Origin of the sequence: Mesorhizobium dulcispinae, assembly GCF_033977345.1 — a bacterium.
Classification (GTDB): Bacteria; Pseudomonadota; Alphaproteobacteria; order Rhizobiales; family Rhizobiaceae; genus Mesorhizobium; species Mesorhizobium dulcispinae.
Genome location: NZ_JAVIIY010000002.1, coordinates 79,564 through 97,770, shown reverse-complemented (window position 1 = coordinate 97,770; position 18,207 = coordinate 79,564). Strand labels below are relative to the sequence as shown.

At 63.1% G+C, this 18,207-nt stretch carries 24 protein-coding genes; 6 read left to right on the top strand and 18 right to left on the bottom strand.

Going from position 1 to position 18,207, the window contains the following annotated elements; translation table 11 throughout:
* Nucleotides 1-84: 84 nt before the first annotated feature.
* From RFN30_RS05115 to RFN30_RS05095, 5 genes are all read right to left on the bottom strand, one after another.
* The gene (locus RFN30_RS05115) at nt 85-879 is read right to left on the bottom strand and encodes a transglutaminase family protein (protein ID WP_320261056.1); all 795 of its coding nucleotides are present in this window, start codon (nt 877-879) and stop codon (nt 85-87) included.
* Nucleotides 880-898: 19 nt separating this feature from the next.
* A complete protein-coding gene (locus RFN30_RS05110) occupies nt 899-1,840 on the bottom strand; it encodes an alpha-E domain-containing protein (protein WP_320261055.1) in 942 nt (313 codons plus the stop codon).
* Nucleotides 1,841-1,903: 63 nt separating this feature from the next.
* Complete coding sequence (locus RFN30_RS05105; RefSeq protein ID WP_320261544.1) at nt 1,904-2,263, bottom strand: four helix bundle protein; 360 nt, start codon at nt 2,261-2,263, stop codon at nt 1,904-1,906.
* Between the two features lie 58 nt (nt 2,264-2,321).
* The gene (locus tag RFN30_RS05100) at nt 2,322-3,734 is read right to left on the bottom strand and encodes a circularly permuted type 2 ATP-grasp protein (RefSeq protein WP_320261054.1); all 1,413 of its coding nucleotides are present in this window, start codon (nt 3,732-3,734) and stop codon (nt 2,322-2,324) included.
* A 169-nt stretch (nt 3,735-3,903) separates the two neighbouring features.
* Nucleotides 3,904-4,140: an Lrp/AsnC ligand binding domain-containing protein gene (locus tag RFN30_RS05095; RefSeq protein ID WP_192248039.1), complete on the bottom strand. Its 237-nt coding sequence runs from the start codon at nt 4,138-4,140 to the stop codon at nt 3,904-3,906.
* A gap of 227 nt (nt 4,141-4,367) precedes the next feature.
* Between RFN30_RS05095 and RFN30_RS05090 the strand changes: the two genes are divergently transcribed.
* Nucleotides 4,368-4,787: a DUF4864 domain-containing protein gene (locus tag RFN30_RS05090; protein WP_320261053.1), complete on the top strand. Its 420-nt coding sequence runs from the start codon at nt 4,368-4,370 to the stop codon at nt 4,785-4,787.
* A gap of 4 nt (nt 4,788-4,791) precedes the next feature.
* Here the strand turns inward: RFN30_RS05090 and RFN30_RS05085 are convergent, their stop codons facing one another.
* From RFN30_RS05085 to coaD, 8 genes are all read right to left on the bottom strand, one after another.
* Complete coding sequence (locus RFN30_RS05085; RefSeq protein WP_320261052.1) at nt 4,792-5,517, bottom strand: SDR family NAD(P)-dependent oxidoreductase; 726 nt, start codon at nt 5,515-5,517, stop codon at nt 4,792-4,794.
* Nucleotides 5,518-5,577: 60 nt separating this feature from the next.
* Nucleotides 5,578-6,708: a tRNA guanosine(34) transglycosylase Tgt gene (tgt, locus tag RFN30_RS05080; protein ID WP_320261051.1), complete on the bottom strand. Its 1,131-nt coding sequence runs from the start codon at nt 6,706-6,708 to the stop codon at nt 5,578-5,580.
* Complete coding sequence (locus RFN30_RS05075; RefSeq protein WP_320261050.1) at nt 6,701-6,970, bottom strand: hypothetical protein; 270 nt, start codon at nt 6,968-6,970, stop codon at nt 6,701-6,703. Before RFN30_RS05075 ends, tgt begins: the two co-directional genes overlap by 8 nt.
* The gene (queA, locus tag RFN30_RS05070; protein WP_320261049.1) at nt 6,960-8,048 is read right to left on the bottom strand and encodes a tRNA preQ1(34) S-adenosylmethionine ribosyltransferase-isomerase QueA; all 1,089 of its coding nucleotides are present in this window, start codon (nt 8,046-8,048) and stop codon (nt 6,960-6,962) included. The genes RFN30_RS05075 and queA overlap by 11 nt, the downstream gene beginning before the upstream one ends.
* Nucleotides 8,048-8,497 carry a DMT family transporter gene (locus tag RFN30_RS05065; RefSeq protein ID WP_320261048.1) on the bottom strand — a complete coding sequence of 150 codons (450 nt, stop codon included), beginning with the start codon at nt 8,495-8,497 and terminating at the stop codon, nt 8,048-8,050. The genes queA and RFN30_RS05065 overlap by 1 nt, the downstream gene beginning before the upstream one ends.
* Nucleotides 8,498-8,519: 22 nt before the next feature.
* Nucleotides 8,520-9,032 carry a peptidylprolyl isomerase gene (locus tag RFN30_RS05060; protein ID WP_040972289.1) on the bottom strand — a complete coding sequence of 171 codons (513 nt, stop codon included), beginning with the start codon at nt 9,030-9,032 and terminating at the stop codon, nt 8,520-8,522.
* A gap of 30 nt (nt 9,033-9,062) precedes the next feature.
* On the bottom strand, nt 9,063-9,560 hold the full coding sequence (locus RFN30_RS05055) for a peptidylprolyl isomerase (RefSeq protein ID WP_320261543.1): 498 nt from the start codon (nt 9,558-9,560) through the stop codon (nt 9,063-9,065).
* 167 nt (nt 9,561-9,727) lie between these two features.
* The gene (coaD, locus tag RFN30_RS05050) at nt 9,728-10,228 is read right to left on the bottom strand and encodes a pantetheine-phosphate adenylyltransferase (RefSeq protein WP_320261047.1); all 501 of its coding nucleotides are present in this window, start codon (nt 10,226-10,228) and stop codon (nt 9,728-9,730) included.
* 193 nt (nt 10,229-10,421) lie between these two features.
* On the opposite strand from coaD, the gene RFN30_RS05045 reads away from it, so the two are divergent.
* Nucleotides 10,422-10,574: a hypothetical protein gene (locus RFN30_RS05045; RefSeq protein ID WP_320261046.1), complete on the top strand. Its 153-nt coding sequence runs from the start codon at nt 10,422-10,424 to the stop codon at nt 10,572-10,574.
* Between the two features lie 52 nt (nt 10,575-10,626).
* On the opposite strand, the gene gyrA is transcribed toward RFN30_RS05045, so the two are convergent.
* Nucleotides 10,627-13,422, bottom strand: coding sequence for a DNA gyrase subunit A (gene gyrA, locus RFN30_RS05040; protein ID WP_320261045.1), 2,796 nt, complete (start codon nt 13,420-13,422; stop codon nt 10,627-10,629).
* 190 nt (nt 13,423-13,612) lie between these two features.
* The gene (locus RFN30_RS05035; RefSeq protein ID WP_320261542.1) at nt 13,613-14,449 is read right to left on the bottom strand and encodes a helix-turn-helix transcriptional regulator; all 837 of its coding nucleotides are present in this window, start codon (nt 14,447-14,449) and stop codon (nt 13,613-13,615) included.
* 85 nt (nt 14,450-14,534) lie between these two features.
* Here RFN30_RS05035 and RFN30_RS05030 point away from each other — a divergent pair, with 85 nt between their 5' ends.
* The 3 genes from RFN30_RS05030 (at nt 14,535) to RFN30_RS05020 (ending at nt 16,198) form a co-directional block, all read left to right on the top strand.
* Nucleotides 14,535-15,065, top strand: coding sequence for a hypothetical protein (locus RFN30_RS05030; RefSeq protein WP_320261044.1), 531 nt, complete (start codon nt 14,535-14,537; stop codon nt 15,063-15,065).
* Nucleotides 15,066-15,097: 32 nt separating this feature from the next.
* Entirely contained in the window at nt 15,098-15,475 is a 378-nt protein-coding gene (locus RFN30_RS05025; protein WP_320261043.1) for a VOC family protein, read from the top strand.
* Nucleotides 15,476-15,568: 93 nt separating this feature from the next.
* Nucleotides 15,569-16,198, top strand: coding sequence for a MarC family protein (locus tag RFN30_RS05020; protein WP_320261042.1), 630 nt, complete (start codon nt 15,569-15,571; stop codon nt 16,196-16,198).
* 9 nt (nt 16,199-16,207) lie between these two features.
* Here the strand turns inward: RFN30_RS05020 and RFN30_RS05015 are convergent, their stop codons facing one another.
* The 3 genes from RFN30_RS05015 to ssb are packed head-to-tail and all read right to left on the bottom strand — an operon-like array spanning nt 16,208 to nt 17,623.
* Complete coding sequence (locus RFN30_RS05015; RefSeq protein ID WP_320261041.1) at nt 16,208-16,648, bottom strand: OsmC family protein; 441 nt, start codon at nt 16,646-16,648, stop codon at nt 16,208-16,210.
* A 26-nt stretch (nt 16,649-16,674) separates the two neighbouring features.
* Nucleotides 16,675-17,073, bottom strand: a complete 399-nt coding sequence (locus tag RFN30_RS05010; RefSeq protein ID WP_320261040.1) for a DUF2306 domain-containing protein — start codon at nt 17,071-17,073, stop codon at nt 16,675-16,677.
* A 31-nt stretch (nt 17,074-17,104) separates the two neighbouring features.
* Nucleotides 17,105-17,623 (bottom strand): single-stranded DNA-binding protein, encoded by a 519-nt coding sequence (ssb, locus tag RFN30_RS05005; RefSeq protein WP_320261039.1) that lies wholly within the window; start codon nt 17,621-17,623, stop codon nt 17,105-17,107.
* A gap of 259 nt (nt 17,624-17,882) precedes the next feature.
* Here ssb and RFN30_RS05000 point away from each other — a divergent pair, with 259 nt between their 5' ends.
* Nucleotides 17,883-18,200: a cupin domain-containing protein gene (locus RFN30_RS05000; protein ID WP_320261038.1), complete on the top strand. Its 318-nt coding sequence runs from the start codon at nt 17,883-17,885 to the stop codon at nt 18,198-18,200.
* Nucleotides 18,201-18,207 lie beyond the last annotated feature (7 nt).

Below are 18,207 nucleotides of genomic sequence, written 5' to 3'. Positions count from 1 at the left end.
CGGTTTTCCGTCCGGAATTGCGCAAAAACGAACAGTTGGAGCAGTTCAGCGATTCTATCAAACGCTGAACCGCTCTGACGGCGATTACTGCTCGACCGTGACAGTGACGGCAAGCTTCTCTTCCGCTTGCCCCAGCAGTATTCCCGACACCGGCGAGGCATCGCGATAGTCGCGCCCCGTCGCCACCCTCACATAGCGTTCGTCGGGAGAAATACCGTTTGCGGGGTCAAAGGCAACCCAGCCGAGCCCCGGAACATAGGCTTCCGCCCAGGCATGGCTCGCCGCCTGCTCGACCGAAGCGTCCATCATCAGATAGCCGCTGACATAGCGCGCGGGAAAACCCATGGCACGCGCCGCGGCGGCGAAGATGTGGCTATGATCCTGGCAGACACCGCTCTTTAGTGCCAAGGCCTCCTCCGCCGCTGTGACGACGCTCGTCGTGCCCGGCTTATAGTCGACGCGCTCGCGGATCGAGGCCATCAGCCTGTGCAGCCGCTCGATATCGGTCCCCTCGCCCGCCGCGCCTGCCAATTCGCGAATGCCGTCGCCGGCAGTCGTAAGCGGCGTCTGCTGGCCGAATAGCCAGAGCGGCGCAAAACCATGATGCTGGCCGGATACACCGGCCGTGTCGCGTGTCGTCACCTCGCCCGCCGCCTCGACTATTATGGTGTGGTGGCCGCCCTCGGCACTCACCAGCCGCGTGTCGTTGCCGAAATGGTCGGTGAAGCGAACTTCCTCGCGCGCGCCGTCGACCTTGATCGTCCAGGACACGACCGTCTGTGTCGGTCCGCTCACCGGCAGCAGGCGCAGCCGCTGCAGCAGATACTGCACCGGCGCGTCATAGCGGTACTCGGTCCGGTGGGTGATCTTGAGCCGCATGGCCGCCTCTCTCCAGCGCTCAGTAGAACCGGTAATCCAGGGCGATCTCGTCGCCCAGCCTGGTGTTGTCACGAATGAATTCGGCCAGGAATTCGTGCAGGCCGTGGTCGAAAATATCCTTGATCGAGCCCTTCTTCAGCATCGCCTGGATCTTCTCGGCCGTGGCGTGGCAGGCATGGCACTCGCCATAATCGTCGGCAAGGAATCTCAGATGCTCGCCGAGGAAGCGGTAGCAGAAGGTGAGCGAGCGCGGCATGCGGACATTGAGGATCAGATAGTCGGCGATGTTGGTCGGCTTGTATTCGGCGTCATAGACCCAGCGGTACGAGCGGTGCGCCGACACCGAGCGCAAGATCGATTCCCATTGATAATTGTCGAGCGTCGAACCCACCCAGGAGATCGACGGCAACAGCACGTAGTATTTCACGTCGAGGATGCGGGCCGTGTTGTCGGCCCGCTCGACATAGGTGCCGAGCTGCGAGAAGTCGAAGATCTCGTTGCGCAGCATGGTGCCGTAGAACGAGCCGCGGATCAGCGCCGTCTCGCGCTTGATGGCGTCGAGCACCGTCGGTAGGTCGCGCTCGTCGATCGGCCTTGCCAGCATGCGCTTCAGCGACATCCAGGCCTCGTTGATGCTCTCCCAGGTCTCGCGCGTCAGCGCGGTGCGCACCATGCGCGCATTGTTGCGCGCCGTCTCGATCGACGACATCGCGCTCGACGGATTCGAGGTGTCGCGCAGTAGGAAATCCGAGACGTTGGCGACGGTGTAGTCTTGGTATCTCTGGCTGAAGGCGACATCGGAACCGGCGCTGAGCAGCACGGAGTTCCATTCCTCCGAAGCGTTCTGCGTGCGCGTCAGCGCCATGCGTAAGCCCGCATCGACCAGGCGCGCCATGTTTTCGGCCCGCTCGATGTAGCGGTTCATCCAGTAGAGACCGTTGGCGGTGCGGCCGAGAAGCATGTCAGCTTGCTCCGGTGTCGAGCGAATAGCGAATAGCGAGTAGCGAGTAGCGGAAAAAGGACTTCATGACTTTTGTTGCAGGCTCCTGATCATCGAACGTAGCATTTTCCCGATTTCATCAGTTTGACCAAGCAAGCTTGCGACCTCCGCTTCGACCATCAATCCTACCTCTCCACTCAGTATGTGATGAGTCTCCAACTCTTTCAGAGAGCCCTGCGCCGTGCGAAGAAACTGAATGAAGGTTCCTGTACTTTCTCTTCCGTGACCCTCTGCAACATTCGCTGCGATGGAAGCCGCCGAGCGTCGTATCTGAGAGGTCATTCCGTATGCTTCGCTGTTCGGAAAACCTTTCGTGGCCGAGTAGCAATTTACCGCCAACTTCAAGGCTGCCTTCCAAACGATCAGATCTCGGTAGGAATTGATTGCCGTCGTATTCCCCTCTTTTCCCTACTCGCTATTCGCTACTCGCTATTCGCTCGTCTTAATCATCCAGCACCCAGGTATCCTTGGTGCCGCCGCCTTGCGAAGAGTTCACGACAAGCGACCCTTCCTTGAGCGCCACCCGCGTCAAACCGCCGGGCACGATCTGGATGCGGTCGGAGACGAGGACGTAAGGCCTGAGATCGACGTGTCGCGGCGACAGGCCCTTCTCGGTCAGGATCGGGCAGGTCGACAGCGCAAGCGTCGGCTGGGCGATATAGTTCCCGGGCTTCGCCTGCAGCTTCTTGGCGAACTCCTGGCACTCTTTCTTGGTCGCCGCCGGGCCGACCAGCATGCCGTAGCCGCCGGAGCCGTGTACCTCTTTGATGACCAGTTCGCCGATGTGCTCCAGCACATATTTCAGGCTGTCCGGCTCCGAACAGCGCCAGGTCGGGATGTTGCCGAGGATCGCCTTGCGGCCGGTGTAGAACTCGACGATCTCGGGCATGTAGGAATAGATCGCCTTGTCGTCGGCGATGCCGGTTCCCGGCGCATTGGCGATAGTGATGTTGCCGGCGCGATAGACATCCATGATGCCCGGCACGCCGAGCGCGGAATCCGGCCTAAACGTCAACGGATCGAGGAAGGCATCGTCCACGCGCCGGTAGAGCACGTCGATCTGCTTGTAGCCTTCGGTGGTGCGCATCGTGACATGACCATCGACGACGCGCAGATCCTGCCCCTCGACGAGCTGAACGCCCATCTGGTCGGCGAGGAAGGCGTGCTCGAAATAGGCTGAGTTGTAGCTGCCCGGCGTCAGCACCGCGATGGTCGGCGCGCCCTTGACGCCCTGCGGACGCACCGCGGCCAGCGACTGGCGCAGCAGCTGCGGATAATTCTCGACCGGCCGCACCTTGATCTGCTGGAACAGCTCGGGAAAGAGCTGCATCATCGTCTCGCGGTTCTCCAGCATGTAGGAGACGCCCGACGGCGTGCGGGCATTGTCCTCCAACACGTAGAATTCGTTCTCGCTGATGCGGACGATATCGACGCCGATGATGTGCGTGTAGACGCCGGCCGGCGGCTTCACACCGATCATCTCCGGCAGGAACGCTTCGTTCTTCGCCACCAGCTCCCTGGGAACGCGCCCGGCGCGCAGGATTTCCTGGCGATGATAAATGTCGTCGAGAAAGGCGTTCAGCGCCTGCACGCGCTGCTCGATGCCCTGCGTCAGCCGGCGCCATTCCTGTCCGGAAATGATGCGCGGGACGATGTCGAAGGGGATCAGCCGCTCGGAAGCTTCCTGTTCGCCGTAGACGGCAAATGTGATGCCCGTCTTGCGAAAGACGCGCTCGGCGTCCTGCATTTTCTCGGTGAGCCTGGCCGGGTCCTGTTCCTTCAGCCAGCGATCGTAAGCCTGGTATGGTCTTCTCAATCCGGAGACTTCCGGAAGCATTTCGTCGAACGCTGCCAATCGCGTACTCCCCTCTGGAAGCCATTTCACTGGCCTCATCGGAGAAAATCAAGCGCAATCGGCGATTTGGGCCGCCGCGATGGCCGCTCTATGCAAATTGCCTAAGATTAGGGCAGCGGGAACGATGCTGGGTCAGACCCTGCCCGGTGACCAGGCATCGAACGGCAAGTCAGAATGCCCGGAAGGTGACGATGGTGAAGGTGTCCTTGATTCCCGGCAGGATCTGCACCTTCTCATTGACGAAGTGGCCGATGTCTTCCTCATCGTCGAGATAGAACTTGGCGAGCAGGTCGTAATTGCCGGCGGTCGAGTAGATCTCGGAGGCGATCTCGGCATCGGCGAGCGCGCTGGCGACCTCATAGGCTTTGCCCAGGTCGCACTTTATCTGCACGAAAAATGCCTTCATTGCCGGTCCTGCCAGTCTTTCGCGAATAGCGGCCCTTGTGGCAGACTGGAGACGGGCTTTCAAGCATCGGGCTGCAAGTGCCTTGGCGACCGCTTGCCGCAATTCGACGACCGGCATGCCGCGCCGATACGACTAGGCCAACAATCTTCCGACAGCGATGAAACCACCGGACGCCGCCGCGCGTATGTTAGATTGCGTTCGCAAAGCGAATTCCGGGGAGGCAGGCCATGCGCCGCGTATTGTTCGCACTAGCTCTCATTCCAATGCTCGTGGCTTCGATCGCCTTTGCCGGCGACGCCGAGATCAAAGCCGCGCAAACGGTGATCGACAGCCAGCTGAAAGCCTTCCTCGCCGATGACGGCGCCACCGCCTACAGCTACGCCGCTCCGAACGTGAAGCGGATCTTCCCGACGGTCGACACCTTCATGAACATGGTGACCAACGGCTATGCGCCGGTGCGCAGGCCGCAAAGCTACTCCTTCGGCAAGGTCGAGCAGACCGGCCCGGGCTCGATCATCCAGCAGGTGCTGATCGTCGGCCCCGACGGCAAGGACTACGAGGCGGTCTACACGCTGGAACAGCAGCCGGACGGCAGCTTCAAGATCACCGGCTGCAGCCTGCGGGCCTCGACTTCGGTGAGCACCTAGCGCGTCAATACCGCGCTCTGCCCCCCGACATGTCAAACACCGCGCCGGTGTTGAAGCTGGCGGCATCGGAACAGAGCCAGAGAACAAGCGCTGCAACCTCATTGGTCGACCCAAGTCGCTTCAGCGGGCTGGCGCCGATCATGTCGCTGACGACTTCGTTTCCCAGACGCCGGATAAGATCCGTGTCGATCGGACCCGGCGCGACGCAATTGACGCGGATATCGGTGTCGCAGACCTCACGCGACAGGGCCTTGGTGAAGCCAATGATGCCCGCGCTCGCCGCCGAGTAGGCCGCCAGGTTCGGCAATCCCTCTTTGCCCGCGAGTGATCCCATATTGACGATGCGACCGCTGCCGGTCTTGCGCATGATCGGCAAAACTTGATGCGTGACCTCGAACGTTCCAATGAGGTTCACACCAATGATGCGCTGCCACTCGACCGCATCGAAAGCCTCGAAGCCGAGATAGGGACCGAGATAGCCCGCATTGTTGACGAGAATGTCGACCCGGCCCGTCGCCGCGACAACCTCTGCCAAGGCGCCGCGAATGTCGCCCGCCCTGGTCACATCAACCGTCTGGTCGCGGATTCCGATGGCCGGTATAGGATCGGCATCCCAAACCCAGACGTCAGCCCCCGACCGTGCCAACTGCGTGGCCACGGCTTTGCCGATACCCCTTGAGCCACCGGTCACGATCGCTGTCCTGCCGGCAAAGTCGTACGTCACAGCCATAGCCGATCCCCAACAGACTCTGCTCCCGAGGCAGCCGGTCGGTCAATCGTTGGACTGCCGTCAGATGGCCGGAATATCGCCCCGCGCCCAGCCTTCCGAAATCTCGGCGGCGCGCGTCTCGAAGGCTTTTGCCTCGATCGCGGCGCGGATGTCCTGCATCAGCGTCTGATAATAGGACAGGTTGTTCCAGGTGAGCAGCATCGCACCGAGCGATTCCTGTGAGCGAACGAGATGATGCAGATAGGCGCGCGAATAGTCGCGCGCTGCCGGGCAATCGCTTTCCTCGTCCAGCGGACGCGGATCGTCGGCATGGCGGGCGTTGCGCAGGTTGATCTTGCCGCGGCGCGTGTAGGCAAGCCCATGGCGGCCGGCACGCGTCGGCATCACGCAGTCGAACATGTCGATGCCGCGCGCCACCGACTTCAAGATGTCGTCCGGGGTGCCGACGCCCATCAGGTAGCGCGGCCTGTCGGCCGGCAGCTCCGGGCAGGTTATGTCCAGCATCTCCAGCATCACCGCCTGCGGCTCGCCCACCGCCAGCCCACCGACGGCATAGCCTTTGAGATCCATCGCCGCCAGCGCCTGCGCCGAGCGCACGCGCATCACCGCGCTGTCGCCGCCCTGCACGATGCCGAACATGGCCTTGCCCGGCTGGTCGCCGAAAGCCGTCTTGCAGCGTTCGGCCCAGCGCAGCGACAATTCCATGGCGCGCTCGATTTCCGTCGGCTTGGCCGGCAGCGCGGTGCACTCGTCGAGCTGCATCTGGATGTCGGAATCGAGCAGCCCCTGGATTTCGATCGATCGTTCCGGCGACATCTCGTAAGGCGAGCCGTCGATATGCGAGCGGAAGGTGACGCCCTTCTCCGTCAGCTTCCTGAGCTTCGACAGCGACATAACCTGGAAGCCGCCGCTGTCGGTCAGGATCGGGTGCGGCCAGCGCGCGAATTCATGCAGGCCGCCGAGCTTCGCCACGCGCTCGGCGCCTGGCCTGAGCATCAGATGATAGGTGTTGCCGAGGATGATGTCGGCGCCGACGCCGCGCACCTGGTCCATGTACATGGCCTTGACGGTGCCGCCGGTCCCGACCGGCATGAAGGCCGGCGTGCGGATCTCGCCGCGCGGCATGCTTATTACGCCGCGCCGCGCCTTGCCGTCGGTGGCGACGAGCTTGAAGGAGAAAGTCTCAGCCATCGAATTCCTTGTCGTGCACCGGCGCGCCAGGTGCCTGCTCATCGAGCGACTGTCGGTAGCGGATGCAGCCGCGCATGAATTTCGGCCAGGGCGGCACGGCGATCGCCGGCTCGGTCTTCTCCGGCAGCAGATCCCAGAGGTCGGGATGATGCCAGCACAGATCGTGACCGGTCGCGTCGCGATGCGCTCGGATGCCGGCGCGCAGTTTCTCCACTTCCGCGATCAGCGCATCGCGGTCCATTGTCTCGAGATCATCGTCCATCGCTCGTCTCCGCTCGGAAAAGCAGGCTGGAGTCTCCGTAGGAGTAGAACCTGTAGCGGCTCTCGATGGCATGCGCATAGGCCGAACGCATCGTCTCCAGCCCGCTGAAGGCCGAGACCAGCATGAACAGTGTCGAGCGCGGCAAATGGAAATTGGTCATTAGGATGTCGGCTGTCCGGAAACGGTAGCCGGGCGTGATGAAGATATCGGTCGGTCCCGACCAGGCCTCGATGCTGCCGCCTTCGCGGGCGGCACTTTCCAGCAGGCGCAGCGACGTCGTGCCGACGGCGACGATCCGCCCTCCCCGCGCCCTTGCGGCGTTGAGCGCCGCCGCCGTCTCCGGACTCACCGAGCCTGTTTCCGCATGCATCTTGTGGTCGGAAGTATCGTCGACTTTTACCGGCAGGAAGGTGCCGGCCCCGACATGGAGCGTGACGAATCGGCGCTCGACACCCTTGGCGTCGAGCGCCGCGAACAGCTCCGGCGTGAAATGCAGGCCGGCAGTGGGTGCGGCGACGGCGCCCTCTTCCCTGGCATAGATGGTCTGATAGTCGCTGCGGTCGCGCTCGTCATCGTCGCGCTTCGAGGCGATGTAGGGCGGCAGCGGAATGTGACCGACGGCATGCATTGCCTCGTCGAGGAACGGGCCGGAGAGGTCGAATCCGAGCAGCGCCTCGCCGGCCTCGCCCTTTTCGATCACCGTCGCGTCGAGCTGGCCGAGGAAGCAGGAATTCTGGTCATGGCCGAAATGGATGCGGTCGCCGACAGCGATGCGCTTGCCAGGCCGCATGAAAGCCTTCCAACGGTCCGGCGCCACGCGCATATGCAGCGTGGCCTCGACCTGCGCCATCGCTTCGCCGCGCCTGCGGATGCCTTTCAGTTGCGCCGGGATGACCTTGGTGTCGTTGAACACCAGCACATCCCCCTCGCGGAGCAGCGACGGCAGATCGCGTACCGTTCGATCATCGAGACCTTGGCCGGGCCTGACGACCAGCATCCTGGCGCTGTCGCGCGGCTCGGCCGGGCGCAGCGCGATGCGTTCTTCCGGCAGATCGAAGTCGAACAGATCGACGCGCATCAGTAGAGCCGGATGAGCAGCGCTCCGGCCAGCAGCAACACGGCCCCGGCGACGCGGCCAAGTGAAATCTCGCGCACGGCGACGCCGAGGAAGCCGGCGCGGTCGACCAGCATGCCGGCGATCAGCTGGCCTGCGACCAGGAAGGCCATCAGCGCGGCCGCGCCGATGCGCGGCGTGAGGATGGTGGAGAGCGTGACATAGAAGCCGCCGAGCATGCCGCCGGCAACGAACAGCCATGGCGCCGGCGCCTTCCAGTCGAGTGAGATGCCCTGCAGTCTCACCACGGCGACCGCGATGATACCAAGCACGATCGCGCCGGACAGGAAGGAAAAGGCGGCAGCCGCGACCGGAAGGCCGAGGCCGCGCGCCAATTGCGAGTTGATCGGCGCCTGGATGGCGATGAAGGCGCCGGACAGGATGCCAAGTAGCGACCAGACAGCGCCCATCATCGTCGTTCTGCCTTACTCTGCTTTACTTGACGTCTGCCGCGACCTTCAGCGACACGATCTTGTCGGGATCCTGCACCGGCTCGCCGCGCTTGATCTTGTCGACATTCTCCATGCCTTCGATCACCTGGCCCCAGACCGTGTACTGGCGGTTGAGGAAGGAGGCGTCGTCGAAGCAAATGAAGAACTGCGAATTCGCCGAATTCGGGTTCTGCGCGCGCGCCATCGAGCAGGTGCCGCGGCCGTGATTGGCGTTGGAGAATTCGGCCTTCAGGTCGGGCTTGTCCGAGCCGCCCATGCCCGCGCGGGATGGCGCAAAGGTTGGCTTCGACGAATTGCCGAACTTGACATCGCCGGTCTGCGCCATGAAGCCGTCGATGACGCGGTGGAACACCACGCCGTCGTAGGCGCCCTCGCGCGCCAGCTCCTTGATGCGGGCGACGTGGCCGGGCGCCAGGTCGGGATACATTTCGATGACGACCGGGCCCTTGGTCGTTTCCATGATGAGCGCGTTCTCGCGGTCCTTGATCTCAGCCATGTCAGAAAATCCTTTTGAAAATTGAGGGAGTTATTTGCCGTCGGCGGCGATGCGAACCTTGATCATGCGGTCGGGGTCGGTGACCGTGCCGTTGTCGGCCTCATCGCCCTTCTTGATCTTGTCCACCAGTTCCATGCCGCTCTCGACCTTGCCGACGATGGTGTACTGGCCGTCGAGGTTCGGCGCCGGCGCGAACATGATGAAGAACTGGGAATTGGCCGAATTCGGGTCCTGCGAGCGGGCCATGCCGACGACGCCGCGGGTGAATTGCTCGGTCTGCGAGAACTCGGCCGGCAGGTCGGGAAGATCGGAACCGCCGGTGCCGACGGCTTCGGGATTAAAGCCCTTCTTCATGTTGCCGAACTTGACGTCGCCGGTCTGGGCCATGAAGCCGTCGATGACGCGGTGGAAGGCGACATTGTCATAGGCACCGTCACGCACGAGCTTCTTGATCTGCGCGACATGCTTGGGCGCGAGATCCGGACGCAAAGCGATGGTCACGTCGCCATCCTTCAGCGTGATGATCATGGTGTTTTCCTTGTCGGCGGCGAAGGCCGGAAAGGATGCCGCCAAAAGGCCGGCAAGCACGACAAGGAACGAAGCGAGCTTTTTCAGCTGCATGATATTCTCCGAAGGTCTTTGTTTGGGTGCATGTCGTTGACCCAAAACCGGAATCCACTTTTGGGCGACATGCACTATTTCGCGAATTTGGCAGTAAGCGCGCCTGCAACGGCGGCCGGCACGAACGGGCGGATGTCGCCGCCCATCGACGCAATCTGGCGGACGAGTGTGGCGGTAATGGTGCGCACCGAGGGGCTGGCCGGCAGGAAAACGGTCTGCAGCTCCGGCGCCATGGTCTCGTTCATGCCCGCCATCTGCATCTCGTAGTCGAGATCGGTGCCGTCGCGCAGGCCGCGGATGATGATCGAGGCGCCATGCTTCCTGGCGGAGTCGACGACCAGACCGTCGAAGGCAACGACCTTGATGCGGGCGCTGTCGCTGCCGAACTCGGCCTTGGTCGCGGCCTCGATCAGCTTCACGCGTTCCTCGAAGGAAAACAGCGGCGTCTTGCCGGGATGGATACCGATCGCCGCATAGACGGTGTCGGCCACGGCAAGCGAAGCCTTCAAGACATCGAGATGGCCGTTGGTCAGCGGATCGAAGGAGCCGGCGTAAAGGGCGGTGCGTTCAGTCATGGCAGGCTTCTAGCGAGCCTCTCAAACAAAGGCAAATCCATTGCTGCGCCCGCTCGTGAACCTTTTCACGGACATGAACGACGGATGAATGCGACAATCACGAATGCTTCACGCAGCGTTCACTAGGTTGCCGCTTCAGGAGATGAAACCAAAGCACCATTTCTATCGTTGTAAGTGCAGGAGAACACGCAAAATGCTGATCTACATGCTTGCCACTGCAATGACCATCGTGATGCTGATCGCCACCGCATTCGGGCTGCATCAGGAATCAGCGCGGGTGCGCGTCAAGGCCAACACCAAGCGCCTCGATGGCTTCGCTGCCCGCAACGTTTACCGTCGCTTCTGATTTCCAGCCATGATCGCACCGGCCCCGAGGGCCGGTGGCGCGTAGCCAAAGCCTATTCGGGATTTCCCTCGCCCGCATCTTCTGCGGTGCCAGCTTCACCCGAAGGCGCTTCTTCGGCTTCCTCCTCCGACTGCGGCTCCGAAATCCGCTCGACCGACACTACCTTCTCGCCTTCGGCCGTGTTGAAGATGGTCACGCCCTTGGTGGCGCGGCTGGCGAAACGTATGCCGTCGACCGGCACGCGGATGACAGTGCCGCCGTCCGAAACCAGCATGATCTGATCGTCGTTGCCGACCGGGAAGGTCGCCACCAGCCGCCCGATCTCGGCCACTTTCGAGACATCGGTGGCGCGGATGCCCTTGCCGCCGCGGCCAGTCAGGCGGAAATCGTAGGACGACGAGCGCTTGCCGTAGCCGTATTCGGTCACTGTCAGCACAAGCTGCTCATGCACCTTGAGGAATTCGTAGCGCTCGTCGGAAAGCTCGGCTTCCTCGCCGATCTCCTCATTGGTCAGCGCGATCTCTTCCTCCTCGGCCGCACCGCCGGCGGCCAGCCGGCGTTCGGACGCCGCACGCTTGAGATAGGCCGCACGCTCGGCCGGTGAAGCATCGACATGCTCGATCACCGACATCGAGATCACGCGATCGGTCTCGGCCATGGCGATGCCGCGCACGCCGACGGAGTTGCGGCTCTGGAAGACGCGCACGTCACTGACCGAGAAGCGGATGCACTGGCCGGAATTCGCCGTAAGCAGCACGTCGTCATTGTCGGTGCAGGTCTCGACGCCGAGGATCTCGTCGCCCTCTTCCTCCAGCTTCATGGCGATCTTGCCGTTGCGGTTGACCTGGACGAAGTCGGAAAGCTTGTTGCGGCGCACCGTGCCGCGCGTGGTGGCGAACATCACGTCGAGCTCGCCCCAGCTGGTCTCATCCTCCGGCAGCGGCATGATGGTGGTGATGCGCTCGCCCTGCTCGAGCGGCAGCATGTTGATCAGCGCCTTGCCGCGCGACTGCGGATTGCCGACCGGCAGCCGCCAGACCTTTTCCTTGTAAACGATGCCGCGCGAGGAGAAGAACAGCACCGGCGTGTGCGTGTTGGCGACGAACAGCCGGGTGACGAAATCCTCGTCCTTGGTCGACATGCCGGAGCGGCCCTTGCCGCCGCGGCGCTGCGCCCGGTAGAGCGACAGAGGAACGCGCTTGATGTAGCCGGAATGGCTGACGGTGACGACCATGTCCTCGCGCTGGATCAGGTCCTCGTCTTCCATATCCGCCCCGCCCTCGGCGAGCTCGGTGCGGCGCGGCGTGCCGAACTCGTCGCGGACCGCGATCAGTTCGTCCTTGACGATCTGCTGGATGCGCGCGCGGGACGACAAAATGTCAAGGTAATCAACGATTTCGGCGCCGATCTTGTTCAATTCGTCGGCGATCTCGTCGCGGCCGAGCGCGGTCAGGCGCTGCAGGCGCAGATCGAGTATGGCGCGCGCCTGCTCCTCGGAGAGATTGTATGTGCCGTCCTCGTTGATGCGGTGGCGCGGATCGTCGATCAGCTGGATCAGCGGAGCGACGTCGTGGGACGGCCAGCGCCGCTCCATCAACTGCTCGCGCGCCGTCTGCGGATCGGGCGCGGTGCGGATCAGCTTGATCACCTCGTCGATGTTGGCGACCGCTATCGCCAGACCGACCAGCACATGAGCCCTCTCACGAGCCTTGCGCAAAAGGTATTTCGTGCGCCGGCTGATCACCTCCTCGCGGAAGCCGACAAAGGCTTTCAGCATGTCTATCAGCGTCAGCACTTCCGGCTTGCCGCCGTTCAGCGCCACCATATTGGCGCCGAACGAGGTCTGCAGCGGCGTGAAGCGATAAAGCTGGTTGAGGATGACGTCGGCGACGGCCTCGCGCTTCAGTTCGACGACGACGCGGTAGCCCTGGCGGTCGCTCTCGTCGCGGATGTCGGAAATGCCCTCGATACGCTTCTCGCGCACCAGCTCGGCCATCTTCTCGATCATCGCCGCCTTGTTCACCTGATAGGGAATCTCGGTGATGATGATCGATTCACGGTCGTTGCCGCGCGCCTCGATATTGACGCGGCCGCGCATGACGATCGAGCCGCGGCCCGTCGAATAGGCATTGTAGATGCCGGAACGGCCGAGCACGATGCCGCCGGTCGGGAAATCTGGACCGGGCACAATTTCCATCAGCGACGGCAGGTCGATGGCCGGATTGTCGATGATGGCGATGGCGCCGTTGCAGACTTCGGCGAGATTGTGCGGCGGGATGTTGGTGGCCATGCCGACGGCGATGCCGCCCGAGCCGTTGACAAGCAGGTTCGGGAAGCGCGCCGGCAGCACCTTTGGCTCGGTGGCGGAGGCGTCGTAAGTGTCCTGGAAATCGACGGTTTCCTTGTCGATGTCTTCCAGCAATTCGTGCGCAACCTTGGTCAGCCGGGACTCGGTGTAGCGCATCGCCGCCGGCGGATCGCCGTCGATCGAGCCGAAATTGCCCTGACCGTCAATCAGCGGCACGCGCAGCGACCAGTCCTGCGCCATGCGCACCAAGGCGTCGTAGATCGAGGCGTCGCCATGCGGATGGTATTTACCCATCACGTCGGCGACCGGGCGCGCCGACTTCACATATTTGCGGTTCCAATGGTAGCCGCTCTCGTGCGAGGCATAGAGGATGCGGCGGTGAACAGGCTTCAGCCCGTCGCGCACATCGGGCAGCGCGCGGCTGACGATCACGCTCATGGCGTAATCGAGATAGGAGCGCTGCATCTCCTCGATGATCGAAATCGGCTCGATGCCGGTGGGGCCGCCCTCCGGCCCGCGCGGTGTCTTCTGGTCGGTCAAATCAGGTCACAATCCAGTCGGGAATCACTTGCCGCTTATATAGGAAGCCGGGCTGAAACTCCAATGGCGGCGACACTTTTCCAGAGACAATTTTGATGGCAATTTCAAATGGATATCGCTGATTGCGACGATATGGCCAAGCATCATTTCGCGCGCGCCGGGCAAGGTCGGCAATATCGAGCAGCCTTGGCTAACGTCCGCGTCCGCCCGCCCGTTTGGCGCGATAGGCGCCGGGAGCCTCGCCCATCTTGCGCCGGAACCGGCGGTTGAAGGTCGACAGATCGTTGAAGCCGGCGTCGAAGGCGATCGTCGAGATCGCCTCGTCCGACGCGCGCAGCCGCACCGCGGCGCGATGCAGCCTGGTCCTCAACAGGAATTGGTATGGCGTCATGCCGGCGACATGCCGGAATGTGCGCAGAAAATGATACGGGCTGGTCGCCGCGCCGTCGGCGAGCTCGGCCAGCGATAGCGGCCGCTCGGCATTGAGCTCGATCAGGCGCACCGCCTCGGCAACGCGTTTCTGGTCGCGACGGCTGGGTGTCCGGGCAACCTCGGGCGTGTCGGCCGCAGCCCCGATCACCGCGCCGGCAATGCGCAGCCCAAGCTCCTCGAACGCCTCGCTGTCGGCCATTTCCCGCGCAGCCTCCGCCTGCGCCAGCAACGGGGCCAGCGCCGGCAAGGGCGGCAGGCGCGGACCGGCGAAGCCCAGCCGCTTCGCGCCCGGCGCACCCGCGACAAGGCTCTCTATGTAGGCGGGAGAGAAATGGAAGGAGAGGCAGCGGTCGCCGGCGCCATGTTCGTGGCCGCATTCGTAGCAGGCGCCTGGATTGCCGAGCAGGATGGCGCCGGGAGCAAGCACCGCCGTGCCCTGGCGCGTCCGGTAGCGGAACGTGCCCCTGGTCACGGCGGCGATGCAGAAACTGCGATGCTGTTCCTCGAACGGCCTGTCGCCGGCGCGAGCCGTGCAGATCACGTCGGACACCTGCCAGCCAGGTCCCGAGGCAAGATTTTTCCCAGTCGTCGCCATCACCGAAAGATAGCAATTTTTCCCAAGCGCAAAACCCCGGCATGCTCCTATTGCTCGGCTTCTCCTGACAAACGAGGCAGCAGCCATGACCGATCCCTTTGCCGAAGCCCTGCACAGCGACCACCCCAACCCGGATCGCGCCGAAAAGCTGAAACTCTATGGCCGCTTCATCGGCTCCTGGACGTTCGACGCCACGCGCACCCTGGAAGATGGCACCAAGCTTACCGGACGCGGCGAGGTGCATTTCGGCTGGGTCCTGGAAGGCAAGGCCGTCCAGGACGTCTGGATACTGCCCGCGCGGGACACCGGCCCGTCGCCGTCGCTTGGACCATGGACCTTTTACGGCACGACGCTGCGCGTCTACGATCCCGGCGCGGACGCCTGGCACATTTTCTGGAGCGACCCCCGTAACCAGTATTACAGCCGGCAGCTCGGACGCGCCGAAGGCGACACGATCGTGCAGATCGGTGCTGATGGCACCGGCGCATCGGTGCGCTGGAGCTTTTCGCGCATCACCGACAATTCGTTCCGCTGGCTGGGCGAACGTTCGCATGACGGCGGCGCGACCTGGCGCATCGAGGTCGAGTTTTTGGCGCGCCGCGCGACTCCAGCCTGATCGATCAACCAATTGCAATCATGGAGAAAACAATGATCGACCATGTCTCGATCGGCGTCCGCGACGCCAGCGCCTCGAAACGCTTCTACGACGCCGCCTTGCAGCCGCTCGGCTATTCCTGCCTCAGTCAGTCGCCCGGCTCGCTCGGCTATGGCGCAAAGACGGTAGAGCTCTGGGTCAATGAGGCCGGTCGGCCTGTACCGGCCGACACCGACTCCGGCCTGCACTTCTGCTTTGCCGCGCCGACGCGCGCCGGCGTCGATGCCTTCCATGCTGCGGCGTTGCGCGAGGGCGGCAAGGACAATGGCCCGCCCGGACTGCGTGCCGCCTATGGCGACAACTACTATGCCGCCTTCGTCATCGACCCTGACGGCTACCGGCTTGAGGCCTACTGCGGCGAGGCTGAATAGCTGGCTGATTTCCCCTTCCGCCTGTTTCCAGCGCCCCGGCTTTGCTCTACCAATTGCAGAGCCTGGGCTTCGCCCGGCGGGAGGGGACCAGCGATGCCGAGCTTCGACAGCCTGTTCAACGCCTTCGTCACCATCCTGGTGACCATCGATCCGCCCGGGCTGGCGCCGCTCTTCCTCGCCGTGACGCGCGGCATGAACCGCGAAGAGCGTCAGCAGGTCTCGGTGCGCGCTTCGGTGATCGGCTTTCTGGTGATGGCGCTGTTTGCCGTCGCCGGCGCCTCGATCTTGTCGGTGTTCGGCATAACGCTGCCGGCCTTCCGTGTCGCCGGCGGCTTCCTGCTCTTCTTCATCGCCTTCGAAATGGTGTTCGAGCGGCGTCAGGACCGCAAGGAGAAGATCGGCGACGTCGCCATCACCAAGGACATGATCCACAACATCGCCGCCTTCCCGCTGGCGATTCCGCTGATCGCCGGCCCGGGCGCGATTTCGGCGACCGTGCTGCTGTCCGGGCACTTCGAAGGCTTTGCCGCGCAGGCGGCCCTGGTCGGCATCATCGCGATCTGTCTTGTGCTCACCTTTCTGGTGTTCGTGTTGGCCGAGCGCATCGACCGCATCCTGGGCCAGACCGGCCGCTCGATCCTGACAAGGCTGCTCGGCGTCATCCTGGCGGCGCTTGCCGTGCAGTTCGTGGCGGACGGCATCAGGGCGCTGATGGCCGCCTGAGCAGGTATCCTACTGCCCTGCTGCCTCATTTCGCGCCGTGTCAACGACCTCGAAATCATGCGTGACCGTCGCCGTCTTGGCCATCATCGCCGTTGCCGAGCAGTATTTCTCGGCCGAGAGGTCGATCGCGCGTTTCACCTTGTCGCGCGACAGCGCGCGGCCCTTGACGATGAAATGCATGTGGATGCGAGTGAAGACGCGCGGCTCGGTCTCGGCGCGGTCGGCGTCGAGCTCGACCACGCAGTCCTCGACCGCCTCGCGGCCCTTCTCGAGGATATGGACGACGTCATAGGCCGAGCAGCCGCCGGTGCCGATCAGCACCAGCTCCATCGGGCTCGGCCCCGGCGTCAGGCCTTCCGGCCCATGCGCGGTGCCCAGCACCACCCTATGACCGCTGCCGGACTCACCGACAAAGGTGCGTTCCTCGACCCATTTGACGCGTGCTTTCACTGCATTCTTCCTTGTGAGACTGAGGCCTACTGGCCGAACACGACCGCATGTATGATCCGGCCGGGCAACAACGTGAAGATGCCGGCGCCGATCAGCGCGAACAGGTAGAGCTTGATCATGGCGCCGCGATGCGCGGCCACTTTATGGATGTGCGCATACCATACCGCCAGCGGCGCCGTCACCAGCACCAGGATCGACAGAAGATGGATCGGGCTGAACGGCCCGATCAGCCGGATCTGCTGGATCCAGAAGCTCGATATGGCAACGACCAGCATCAGCGCCACCCAGGCGTAGCCCAGCACGCGGTGACGTATCGTGCCTTTCGGCAGCGCCAGCTGGGCACCGCCGACGGCGAGCGCGGCGAAGGCCGCGAAGGCATGCCATGGAATGGGAGGCGGCGCCGACAGAAGTGGTCCGAGCGACATCGCCTCTCCTCAGATGCCGGTCACGCGCTTCTCAGAACGGGATCTCGTCGTCCAGCTCGCGCGATGAGCCGCCGCCACCGCCTCTGGAACCACCACCGCCGCCACGGCTGAAGCCTTCGTTCGGGCCGGACTGGCCGAAATCGGAACCACGGCTGTTGCCGCCGCCGGCATAATTGCCGACCTGGCCGCCGCCCTCGCCGCGCGCGTCGAGCATCTGCAATTCGCCGCGGAATTTCTGCAGCACGATCTCGGTCGTGTAGCGGTCATTGCCGGTCTGGTCCTGCCATTTGCGCGTCTGCAGCTGGCCCTCGACATAGACCTTCATGCCCTTCTTCAAATACTGCTCGGCCACCTTGGCGAGCTGGTCGTTGAAGATGACAACGTTGTGCCACTCGGTCTTTTCCTTGCGCTCGCCGGAATTCTTGTCGCGCCAGCTCTCCGACGTGGCGACGCGGATGTTGACGACCGGATCCCCCGAATTCAGGCGGCGGATTTCAGGGTCGGCTCCGAGGTTGCCGACCAGAATGACTTTATTGACGCTACCCGCCATCGTACTTCTCCGCTCTCATCCGAAACAAATTTTAAGTCGCTCACCTTACAGCCTGCAGGTCGCTCATGCCCGCAAAGGCTGGCTTTTCCCACAAGGTTTTTGTTCTCTTTTCGTTCTAGTCCTGGCCACAGCCTCTGTCAAGGAATGTCACCAAGAGGTAGTGTTCCGTAGGGGAAACAAAAGGGGAGACATCCGAATGAACATCGTTACGCATGAGCATCAGCCGCGAGAGATTTGGCGAGCCGGGGTGGAGACCCGCATGCAGATCGCCGCCATCAACGGTGCAGCCGAGCTTTGCATATTCGAGCAGTGGGTCGGACCGGGTACCGGCGCACCGACCCATGCGCACGCGGTCGAGGAAGTGCTAACGGTGATTGCCGGCGAAGCCGAAATGTGGATCGATGACCGACGCGCCGTGCTCACCGCCGGGCAGTCGCTGATCATTCCCGCGCACTGCAAACATGGCTTTCGAAATGTCGGTTCCGGCACGCTTCACATCCATGCCGTTCTCGCATCGCCGATCTTCGAGGCAAGCTTCGACGGAGCCGCGGAGCCGGTGAAACGCTGGACGCCCTAAAACGGCG